The sequence below is a fragment of the Microaerobacter geothermalis genome (assembly GCF_021608135.1).
Taxonomy (GTDB): domain Bacteria; phylum Bacillota; class Bacilli; order DSM-22679; family DSM-22679; genus Microaerobacter; species Microaerobacter geothermalis.
Window position 1 is genome coordinate 39,323 of the sequence record NZ_JAKIHL010000022.1, and the last position, 10,728, is coordinate 50,050.

A 10,728-nucleotide genomic window follows, 5' to 3' on the forward strand; every position below is an offset into this window, starting at 1 on the left:
GTTACCACCCCTAATACTTTCTTGCGATAAATGTTGAAAAGGGCAATTCTACATCTCCCTTTGAAAACAAAATATCTGCTTTAATACCATTTACGGCTGGAACAAATCGAGCAGACTTCACATATTTGGCTATGGGTACATATCCCATTCCATTGACTCTTTTTATCAGATAATATCCGTAAAGTTGAATGGTGATCAGATCGTTTTCACAATTTCTAAAAAATAGCTTGGAAGGACCGGTATAAAATTCTTCACCCAGAATTGCTTCCTCATCAAGATAGGCAGAGAACGACAGGGCTTCAATCTGAAGCTGATACAAGGTTCGCTTGTTTTCCATCCACTGGTACAAATGGTTTTGCAGCGGGAGAACTGTCCCAAGAATTATTGTGACCAACATCAATTGAATACTGGTTTCCAATAGGGTAAAACCCCGCTGATTTTTTTTTATTTTTCCTTCAACGCTTTCCTTTATTTTATGGAGAACCAATAAAACGATAGGTAGATAATTCAATCTTCCTCACTCCCCCCCATTCCTCCCAGGAGAGGATGACTGTTCCTTTTTCTAATGATCCTTGGCTTATGGACACCACTTCCACAACATAGCTTTGTCCATTTCTAGCAATCATTGCGTTCCAATTCCCGCCATTTGCTTTCCATTTCTCCAGTTCCTCCTTTACCAACAAAATGGCTTCCCTTTCCGCCGATAAGGAGTCCCATGCTAACAAAATTTGTTGGAAATAGGAATAAAGTGGGATGACCACCATCATGGCAATGGTAATTGAAATTAGCGTTTCCAACAGGCTAAAACCTTCTTCATAACTCCTCATGATATCTTCACCAGATTAAACACTCCGCTGTCGAGAAATAGGGTGAAACGATATTTTTTTCCGGTTTTATCTGCCACATCAATGACTCCTCCCCGATAGACATGCCCGAAGGAATTAAAAGTAATGATATGATAGCTGTAATTGGTGGAAATGGTAATATCTTTTGAATAATAAATTCGTTTTAATTCCTCATTCTTCGTTCCGTCTAATTCCTTCACCCAATAGTAATAACCGGTTGGAACAAACTTGATTTCAATGCTTCTTTCATTTGCCTGGGCCTTTAGTCTAGCAAAGGTAAGATCAGCCTCAATTTGTTCCACCAACTTTTTCGTCTGCCACCTGGAATAGGTTGTCTCTATGCTAGGGAGAACCAAGGAAAGAAAAATAGTGAGAATGGATAGAACCACAGTGAGCTCCAGCAGGGTAAATCCCCTTTCTCCCTTTGATACATCAGGTGATCGATCAGATGATAAAACAAACTGCCAATCTTGGTTATAAAGTTTCATGTCCATTTACACCTATACATTTTACTTTTGCAGGTGTCGTTGTCGTATCAAGACTATAACTTCCTCCGGCAGAACATGTAGGTGTAGCTTGTAAATATTTTTCGTTAATCAGAGTATTCATCCAATCCGTTTCACTGGGATAAGTTCGGTCATTATCGTAATAGTAGTTCTCCACCTGGGTACGAAGCATTTTTAGATTGGCTTCACATCCTTTTTTTTGGGCATTTTCAATGGCACCCTGAAACGTGGGCATGGCCAAAGAGATCAAAATCCCCATGATAAATAAAACGATAATCACTTCGACCAAGGTAAATCCATTTTCCTCCTTCACGATTTAATCACTCCCATCAAATATTTTCCATCAAATAAAAAATGGGTAAAAACAAAGTAACGACCACAATGAGGACCAGAATTCCAATGATTATCAATGATATGGGGCCAATTAGACGTGTACTATGATAAATGACCCTTCTCCACTCCAATTCAAGGGCTTGTCCGACGGACAACAGCTGTTTTCCCAACTGTCCGGTCTGTTCACCCATAGAAACCATCTTTGAAAGAATATCTAAAAATATCGGCTGTTTCTTCATTGCCTCACTTAGCAGTTCCCCTTCAAGCAATTGATTTTCCACCGCTTCAATCGTGTGTAGATAAAATTTCCAGGGAATGTTCTCTCTCATAATGTTGATACTCTTTAAAAGGGGAATCCCTGCTTCCAGCAAATATCCTAATTGCAAGGCGATATACTTACTGGCTTGTATACGAAGCAGATACCGAATTCCAGGAATATGCAATAACAGAAAAGGGGCATGGTCCAGCCATGTGGTCCATCGATACATGAGAAACATGACAACCGGCAGCAAAATGACGGCTGCTAAAAAATAAATCCCATATTGCTTAAGGAAATGAATGATCTCCAAAAAAGTAAGCGTAACGGAAGGCAAGGTTATTTGCATCGAAGAATAGAGGGATTGGAAACGGGGAACTACGACGGTAAATAACAAGATCACAGCTGAAACAAGAAACAGCATGATGAACAACGGGTAGGCAATTGTTTGAAATAACTCCTGCCGGTATTTTAATTTTTCTTGATAATACCGGCCGCAATAAGTTAACGTTTCTGCTAGTCCTCCCCTCTCTTCTGCCATCCCCACGAGGCTAATTAGCATAGAGGGAAATGTTTCCCTGCTAAATGTTTTGGACAGGTTTTCGCCTTGTTCTATTGAGGCGACCATTTTATAAAATCTCTCTTGATAAGGACCTTTTTGACCATGTAAAAACAGAAGGGCTTCACGGAGAGGAATCCCTGATTGAAGAAGCTCTCCCAACTGAAAACAGAGTGAGGATACGCTTTGAAGTGTCCATCTTTTATTCCACATGGGTAAACACCACCCTCTTATATTCGGAATACGTGGTTATCTCTTTATCTACCAAATCCATGACTCTTTTTTTCAAAGTAATGACTCCCTTTTTCTCCGAATAGTCCCTTATAGATTTTATCGATGAACTTTGGTTGATCAACCGTTCCAAGTCTTCATCAATGGGAAGCAGTTCAAAGACAGCCTTCCGACCATGATATCCGGTTCCATGGCACACAGGACAAAGCTCCATTTTCTTTTCATATTGAACACAATGCAAACAAGACCGCCGTATAAGACGCTGAGCAACAATCCCTGTCAGCGCAGAAGATACGAGAAAGGGCTCAATTCCCATATCGATCAGGCGAAAAATGGCAGTGACACAATCTTTAGTATGAAGTGTAGCGAGAACCAAATGTCCGGTTAATGCAGCACGAAGTGCAATGTCTGCGGTTTCCTTGTCCCGAATCTCACCCAGCATAATGATATCCGGGTCCTGCCTTAGTATAGAGCGAAGGCCTGCAGAAAAAGTAACACCGGCTTTGGGGTTTACTTGAATTTGATTCACTCCGTCCATTCGGTATTCCACTGGATCTTCAAGAGTTGTAATATTTACCTGTCTGTTCCTTAAATGCTGAAGCGCAGCATACAACGTGGTTGTTTTTCCTGAACCCGTGGGTCCGGTGACCAGAATCATTCCATAGGGTTGGGACAAGAGATGGAGAAATTGCTCACATTCCTCTTTTTCCAATCCCAGCTGTTGTATCTCTTTATAATAACTATCCTTCCTTAACAGTCTTAACACCATTTTTTCTCCTTGGATAGTGGGGATTGTAGAAATGCGGATATCCAAATGGATGTCACCAATATTTCTAGAAAAACCGCCGTCCTGAGGTCTTCTTCTCTCCCCTATATCCATTCCACCCAGTACCTTTAGTTTAGAGATTAAAGCAGAGTGGGCATTCCTTGAATAGGTTTCATAGGGAAAAAGCATCCCATCAATCCTGATTCGAATCATTATTTTTTCGTCAGAAGGCTCGATGTGAACATCACTTGCCCTCTTTTCAACGGCATCCTTCAATATATGATCAATATTGGGTGTTTTATCCATGGTATAAACCACCTTGTAATACTATAATTTCCGGAAACATTATTGATTACCATTCGACAGAATCTATGTAATTCCTTCTATTTTTTTATATTTTTTTACATTATTTTCGTTGTATGAAATAAATAAAACTTGCCATAATATAAGTATCGTGTTATGGAGAGTAGCCAAGCGGTAAGGCAACGGACTTTGACTCCGTGATGTGCAGGTTCGAATCCTGTCTCTCCAGCCAATTTTGTCGTTTTATGCCCTTTCCGAGGAAATAAAAGAAATAAAAAAAGATGGGATTCAATTTCCCATCTTATTTGATCACTTCATTTGACGATGAATACCGGACATTTAGCCAGTTGAGTAACCTTATGGCTTACGCTGCCTAACATAAATCCTTTTAAAGTACCTAATCCCCTGCTTCCCATCACAATCATTTGAACGTCGGAAGATTCCGCTGATTGACAGATGGTTTTTGCCGGATCACCTACAAGCAGCTTTAATTCATAAGGCACCTTCCCATTCAACCTTTTACAGAAATTTTCTGCCTCTTGTAAAAGCCTTTCCCCTTCTTTTCGCGCCAACTCTTCAAAATTAATATGACTGATGGAGTATTCATCTACAAGGTATTGGGGCATGCCAATCTCTCTAATCACGTGGAGAATGGTTACTTTTCCTTCATTTTGCCCTGCTAAAGTTAACGCCATTTCTAAAGCTTTTTGGCTCAAGATAGATCCATCATAGGCAACCAGGATATGTTTGAACAATTTTTTCCCTCCCCTCAAAGAAGAATGTTTTCATTGACTATACCATGGTCAAGCAGGCCATGATCTTCACTCCATCATGAGGAATAGTTGATTTTCAATCTCCCTTTGTTATCACCATTATATAGAAAAGAGGTCCATGAAGGAGTGAACATTATGTGAAAATCAGTGGTTCTTAAGACATTTCTTTCTTCATCGATGTCCTCATTAAATATTTGATCCAAATGGCATTTATCAAAAGAAATACCGCTGTTATCCAAAAAACAGCCCTTAACCCTATCCATCCGCCAACCAACCCGCCAAAAATGGGACCTGACATATTGCCCAAAAAAATGGCGCTGTTGCTATATCCGTAGGTTCTGCTTTCCATTCCTTTGGGAGAGTAACGATGGATAAGAGAATTGACCGATGGCAGCAGACCGCCAATACAAAGACCCAGTAAAAAACGGAAAATAATAAGCTGTCCTACTGATGTTACCAGAGCCTGCGGAATAAACATCAATGATGCTCCCAATAATGAATAAAAAAGCACCTTTTCAGATCCCCTTTTATCTCCCCATTTGCCCAATGTTGGCGAAGCAATCATATTGGCTAACCCGGTCACGGCGGCAACCAACCCTGAAAAGAATGCGATATATTCACCCGATGATTGAAGCTGTTGAATAAACAAGGGAAGAATAGGCATGGGATTTAACATGGCAAATTGCACAAGAAATCCTGCTACGAACAAAGATAATAAGGGCTCCGTTTTTAGGATGAACTTAAAATCTCCGAAAAATGATCCGGTGCTTACCTGATCCTTTGGATTTGGCTTTTTTTCTTCTACAACAAAAAATGTAACCACCACTGCAGCTACAAAAATGAGTGCCCCAGTTACCCAAAAAACCGCACGATACCCAATCCATTCGGCCAATAACCCACCGAAAAAGGGACCCATAATTGAACCAGCCACAGCACCGCTTTGAAGCAAACCTAATGCATACCCTGTTTTCTCTTTTGGTGTATTTGTTGCTGTTAAGGCAATAGAAGCAGGAATAAAGCCGGAAACGACACCATTTAATAATCGCAGTAATGCCAGCTGCCAAACATTGGCGGCAAAGCCGGTTAATGCAACAACAATGGCCATTCCGTACCCAGACCGCAAAAGCATAATTTTCCTTCCATATTTATCTGCTAAATTTCCCCATATGGGAGAAAAAATAAAAGCAGATAAGAAATTGACGCCAAAAACAACCCCCGACCAAACCGTGACTTCCTTTTCTGAAGTGATTCCTAATTCTTGTATGTATAGGGGTAAAAAGGGGATGATTAGACTCATAGCTCCTAATACCAAAAATTGTGTTACACAAAGGATATACAGATTTCTTTTCCACATCGTAAGCGCCCCTTTCCCCTCTATTATATATTTCGTAAAACGAAAAACAAACACCCTCCATATTTGAAAGGTGCCTGTTTCGTTCTTTTTTTATTTTACAATCCAACCCGGTAATCATACTCTTTAGCCTTATCAGGTTTGGAATTTTTATAAACAATTGGAATTTCGTGACGATGAGAGCGTTCCACTTTCGAAACAAAATTGAGTTTTTCAAGCTGTACCACGACTTGATCCGCCTTATCGGCATCAACATAGATAATCACATATTTCATCCTTCGGGAAATATAATGAATATTCCCGTACTTTTTTAAAAGGCGGGCTGATTTTGCATGGTTTACCCATACAGCCAAACCAATACGCTTTCCTATCATGGTTTTTGCCTCTCCTTCACCATAAATCTCTGTTTCAATATTTTGCCCGATCGCTAACCGCCATCACTTGCAGCCGCATCCCCCGCCTGTTCCACATCCATGGGATCCGCCTGTTCCCCCTGTTCCACATCCACCACCATAGGCATAAAGGGGATTGTTGGATGGAACCTTAATCTCTTTGGAAACTGAATGGGCAATGGTGCTGCTTACGGTAAACAATAATTCATCCAAAGCATCCTCTGCTTCTTTAAAATGGCGGACAACATCAATGGAGTGAAGTTTTCGCCTCATTTCATAAACTTCCTGTTGAACCCGCCCATAGTCCGGATGGTATTTGCCGAAACGCTCAACTTCCTCATATTTCTCCTTCAAACGGTTAAATTGAGCAATCATCTGCTGAGCCTCCTCATGTTCATCCATTTGTTTTTTCCAATACAGATAATTGCCCACTTCTTCTGAACTCTTTATCAAATCAGCCAAGTGATAGGCCTCTAAAATGACTGTGCTCATATCCAATGACATATTTTCATCTCCTCCGTACTTTCTATTGTACACCATTTTTCATTTTGTGCGATGTGAGAAGTATAGCTGACAGAGGAAATTTATGACAACCCCCGTGGGAGAATCATCTGAATCGCTTTGATATCATCGGCATTGAGCATGACTTCATTTCCGTTTTCATCCTTTCCCTGGATCCATATTCCGTGATGGCTTTCCCAGACCTCATTCGGGATCAAGTGAAGTACTCCCCTTTCCCCATGCATCCGTAAAGGAAATTGCAAACCTCTGCTGCGTCCAGCCATTTCTTTTAAGGTATGGCCATGAAATCTGGATACGGGCGAGAACCATTGAACCGGAACTTCCTTTAATTCAGGGACTTCGTCTTCAATGGTCGGAATTGTATCCTCTATTTGAATAGGATAAACCGCTTTTTCCTCAGATGCAATATGTTCTTTATCTTTCGTTTCCCCTTCACCAACGGGGATGATTTGTTTTCTGGGTAAATACCCTTTTTTCTCCAATCCTTTCATCATCGTTTCCCAATGACTCTTTGAGATTAAATAATGGGTATCCGATATTTTTTCAACCAAATAGGGAGAAATCTCCGATAGGATTTCCAATTCATTTGCTAACCTCTTTGTTCTGACAGACATCACCACTCCCTCAAAAAACGAGACCTCTCCATAGCGATGGGACCAATCCTTTATGAATTGTGACACTGATTCTGGGAGTGGTATCTTAGCTTCCGATTCTAAAAAATCATGAATTTCTTCTCCAGTCCAACCTTTGTCTAAAACATGGCATATACTAGATGGGTCCAGCCCGTATTGAATCATTAAATCTAATGTTTGCAACTTTGCAAGCTGAGCCACTTCCCACCAGATGGAAAAAGGGGTATGACAGGAAAACAGGATATCGAAGTTTGGCTGTACATATAAATGCCCATCATGTGCAAACTTAATCTGATCCGGCCATTTGATCCAATAAAAATGATCGCCATTCTCCCAGGAGATTAGTCCCAATTCTTTAAATAGACGAAGAAATGTATCCAGACTCTTTACATGGTTCCCTGAAACACCAGCAGGCAGGTTTTCCAACAGTTGGGATACTCTGTTGATTTCAATCTCGCCCTGATAAGTATAGGTCCCTACAATCACTGATTGAATCATAGGTTCTCCATTAAAAAAATCATCGCTGTACCATTGAATAAACGAATAAACCATCTCTTCTTCCGTTTTTTTTAGCCACCTCACAACGTTTGTTTCATCGGTGCCAAGATACCCGCCCTCTTCCTTAAGAAACTCCATAGACCATGCGTAGGATAATAGGGCAATTAGGACGAAATGCTTTTCCAGCCACTCTTGTTTAAGAAAGGGAGGGATCGCTTTAATCGATACCTCGAGACGTTCTGCACTTTCCTGCAGGCCATTCATTCTTTCCAGCCTCTCCATCCATCCCTTGGAAAGCTTACCTTGGGACGTTAATTTTACTTTTTCCTTGGACAACTCGGATAGAAGAAGAAAAAGCCGATGATGGGGACCGATTTTCCCGCCCCGATTCCGTGAAAGGTCAGAAGAGGCTTCACCTAGCCCGGCTTCCTTTAAACCATCTTTTAGTATCGCTTCCCGAATTTCCAGCGGAATGTGATAGCTTTTTTCTCCCCATGGTCTTATTTGGGTAAAAACAAGACCCTTTTGACGCAATGTTGTCAAACCGTAGCGAAAGTGGGAATGGGGAAAACATCCCTGCCACATATCTTTTTCCCTTTCCGACAGGGAGCCATTCCCAATATAGATGAAAAAGAAGTGGAGAATATTTTTCTCTACTTCTCCTAGTCTCCTGTAGATATCCAGTAAATTTTTTTCTTCATATATCTCTTGAAGAAACTTCTTTCCGTGAAAGGAAATCAACTGGTCAGCCGTCTCAGATGACAATTGGCTTAAAACTTCTCTCAATCTCATGAAAGGAAACCTACTTTCTCATCCTTTTCATCCATAATGATATATTGATATCCTTGCTCCGTGAGGAAACGATGCCTTCTTAACGCAAATTCTTCATCTTTTGTCTGTTTCGTTACCAATGAATAAAAATGGGAAGTTCTGTCATCCGTTTTCGGCCTTAACAGTCTTCCAAGGCGCTGAGCCTCCTCCTGTCTGGAACCAAATGAACCGGAAACCTGAATGGCAATGCTGGCGTCTGGTAAATCTACTGCAAAATTGGCTACTTTGGATACGATTAATACCGAAATTTCTCCACGATTAAACTTATTATATTGGGATTCCCTCACAAGTTGACTGGTTTCTCCGGTTATGAGAGGGGCTCCTGTCATGGCTGATATGGTTTTCAGTTGATGAATATACTGTCCAATGACCAATATTTTCTCTCCCTGATGCTTTTTTAATAGTCGGCGAATCACCTCCATCTTTCCAGGATTTTCGGCAGCAATCCGATATTGATGCTTGGGTGAAGCCGACAGATATTTCTCCCTTTCCTTTTCTCCCAAATCCATTCGAATTTCATAGCAGACCGCTTTTGCGATCCACCCTTCTTTTTCTAATTTCCTCCAGGGAATGTCATATATCTTTGGTCCCACCAAACCAAATACATCTTCTTCACATCCGTCTTCTCTTACCAATGCAGCGGTTAACCCCAATCTTCTGGTCGCCTGTATCTCTGCTGTTACCCTGAAGATGGGGGCAGGAAGCAGATGAACTTCATCATAGATCACAAGTCCCCATCTCCTGCGATTAAATAAACTGAAGTGGGGAAACCGGGTCGTTCCCGTTTGACGATAGGTAAGCATTTGGTAGGTAGATATGGTAACTGGCTTCACTTCTTTCCATGTTCCCACATAGATTCCAATCTGATCCTCAGCCAGACTGGTTTTTTCTATAATTTCTCGTTTCCATTGGAGAACAGAGGTCGTGTTATTTGTTAAAATCAGTGTTTCACATTGGCACTTTTCCATGATTCCCAACCCGATAACGGTTTTCCCCGCGCCACAGGGCAGTACGATGACACCGTTGCCTCCATTGGCGTTTCCTTCCCTGTAAAAGGTGTCAATTGCCTTTACTTGATAGGGTCTTAAGACAAGTGGAACCCCGTTTAGTTTGTCCCTGAGAAACACAGGCAAAGGTTTACCGTCATCATATCCTGCCAAATCGTAAACCGGAAACCCTGCCCCCAATAATTTTTGTTTTAAAAGTCCCCGATCACGAGGAGCTACCCTCCACTTCCCATTCTTTTTATTGATGTATGGAATGATTTCTTGATGACCGATAATTTTTTCTTCCAGCTTTTCATCTTTAAATCTGAGCCGGAGGGTTCCCCCGTCTTTTTCCAAAACAATCTTCCCGTAACGTTCCAGCCACTCTTTCCATTGTGCTTCTATGTGTGAAGGAACGGGAAATTTGCAATAGCTTTCCAGACGAGACATAAGCAAATCAAAGGTCCAACCAATAGAAGCGGAGTTCCATAATGTCAGAGGTGTCACTCGATAGGTATGAAGCCCCTGGGGGCTTTTAAGCAGTTCAGAAAATTGCAAGAGGAACTCCCTTGCCTCTGAATAAAGAACATGTTCACTTTCTGCCATGATGTTGCCATCATTTAGGACGATAACAGGATTGGAATAACTTATCACCGCTGCGTCACCCTTCTTTTAAAAGCCGCATTTGCTATAGATCCGGAACTAAACTTACATGACCCGCAGGGTCACAAATTCGCATGAAAATAATTCCATCCAGTAGTTACCTAGTTACTGTATCATCGTTATCTTTCCATAATTGAAATTGAACAGGGGAATGGGTAAGTCGTAAATCTTTATGGTGGTAGCAATATCAGACCCCGCGAACTAAACGGACAGCATCGATCATTGAGCACAAATTCCTGTTGCTGCGAGCACGAATATCAAATTACTGTTTGTCTCTGATC

The 10,728-nt window shown here is 41.2% G+C and carries 12 protein-coding genes and 1 tRNA gene; 1 reads left to right on the forward strand and 12 read right to left on the reverse strand.

Going from position 1 to position 10,728, the window contains the following annotated elements; all coding sequences use genetic code 11:
- Nucleotides 1-10: 10 nt before the first annotated feature.
- Genes L1765_RS09570 through L1765_RS09595 form a run of 6 tightly spaced genes read right to left on the reverse strand, consistent with a single transcriptional unit; the run spans nucleotide 11 to nucleotide 3,802 of the window.
- Nucleotides 11-511 carry a competence type IV pilus minor pilin ComGF gene (locus L1765_RS09570; protein ID WP_236406658.1) on the reverse strand — a complete coding sequence of 167 codons (501 nt, stop codon included), beginning with the start codon at nucleotides 509-511 and terminating at the stop codon, nucleotides 11-13.
- Nucleotides 474-827, reverse strand: coding sequence for a type IV pilus modification PilV family protein (locus L1765_RS09575; protein WP_236406660.1), 354 nt, complete (start codon nucleotides 825-827; stop codon nucleotides 474-476). The genes L1765_RS09570 and L1765_RS09575 overlap by 38 nt, the downstream gene beginning before the upstream one ends.
- On the reverse strand, nucleotides 824-1,333 hold the full coding sequence (gene comGD, locus L1765_RS09580) for a competence type IV pilus minor pilin ComGD (protein ID WP_236406662.1): 510 nt from the start codon (nucleotides 1,331-1,333) through the stop codon (nucleotides 824-826). The genes L1765_RS09575 and comGD overlap by 4 nt, the downstream gene beginning before the upstream one ends.
- Nucleotides 1,320-1,664, reverse strand: a complete 345-nt coding sequence (locus tag L1765_RS09585) for a competence type IV pilus major pilin ComGC (RefSeq protein WP_236406663.1) — start codon at nucleotides 1,662-1,664, stop codon at nucleotides 1,320-1,322. Before L1765_RS09585 ends, comGD begins: the two co-directional genes overlap by 14 nt.
- 16 nt (nucleotides 1,665-1,680) lie before the next feature.
- Nucleotides 1,681-2,712: a type II secretion system F family protein gene (locus L1765_RS09590; protein ID WP_236406665.1), complete on the reverse strand. Its 1,032-nt coding sequence runs from the start codon at nucleotides 2,710-2,712 to the stop codon at nucleotides 1,681-1,683.
- Nucleotides 2,702-3,802, reverse strand: coding sequence for a GspE/PulE family protein (locus tag L1765_RS09595; RefSeq protein WP_236406666.1), 1,101 nt, complete (start codon nucleotides 3,800-3,802; stop codon nucleotides 2,702-2,704). The genes L1765_RS09590 and L1765_RS09595 overlap by 11 nt, the downstream gene beginning before the upstream one ends.
- A gap of 154 nt (nucleotides 3,803-3,956) precedes the next feature.
- On the opposite strand from L1765_RS09595, the gene L1765_RS09600 reads away from it, so the two are divergent.
- Nucleotides 3,957-4,031: transfer RNA gene (locus L1765_RS09600), tRNA-Gln, on the forward strand.
- Nucleotides 4,032-4,113: 82 nt separating this feature from the next.
- On the opposite strand, the gene L1765_RS09605 is transcribed toward L1765_RS09600, so the two are convergent.
- The 6 genes from L1765_RS09605 to L1765_RS09630 form a co-directional block, all read right to left on the reverse strand.
- On the reverse strand, nucleotides 4,114-4,554 hold the full coding sequence (locus L1765_RS09605; protein WP_236406668.1) for a universal stress protein: 441 nt from the start codon (nucleotides 4,552-4,554) through the stop codon (nucleotides 4,114-4,116).
- Nucleotides 4,555-4,726: 172 nt separating this feature from the next.
- Nucleotides 4,727-5,926 carry an MFS transporter gene (locus tag L1765_RS09610; protein WP_236406669.1) on the reverse strand — a complete coding sequence of 400 codons (1,200 nt, stop codon included), beginning with the start codon at nucleotides 5,924-5,926 and terminating at the stop codon, nucleotides 4,727-4,729.
- 95 nt (nucleotides 5,927-6,021) lie between these two features.
- Nucleotides 6,022-6,297 carry a YlbG family protein gene (locus L1765_RS09615; RefSeq protein WP_236406672.1) on the reverse strand — a complete coding sequence of 92 codons (276 nt, stop codon included), beginning with the start codon at nucleotides 6,295-6,297 and terminating at the stop codon, nucleotides 6,022-6,024.
- Between the two features lie 63 nt (nucleotides 6,298-6,360).
- Entirely contained in the window at nucleotides 6,361-6,819 is a 459-nt protein-coding gene (locus L1765_RS09620) for a YlbF family regulator (RefSeq protein WP_236406674.1), read from the reverse strand.
- 80 nt (nucleotides 6,820-6,899) lie between these two features.
- A complete protein-coding gene (locus L1765_RS09625) occupies nucleotides 6,900-8,759 on the reverse strand; it encodes a helicase-associated domain-containing protein (protein WP_236406675.1) in 1,860 nt (619 codons plus the stop codon).
- Nucleotides 8,756-10,438: a DNA repair helicase XPB gene (locus L1765_RS09630; protein WP_329610005.1), complete on the reverse strand. Its 1,683-nt coding sequence runs from the start codon at nucleotides 10,436-10,438 to the stop codon at nucleotides 8,756-8,758. Before L1765_RS09630 ends, L1765_RS09625 begins: the two co-directional genes overlap by 4 nt.
- Nucleotides 10,439-10,728 lie beyond the last annotated feature (290 nt).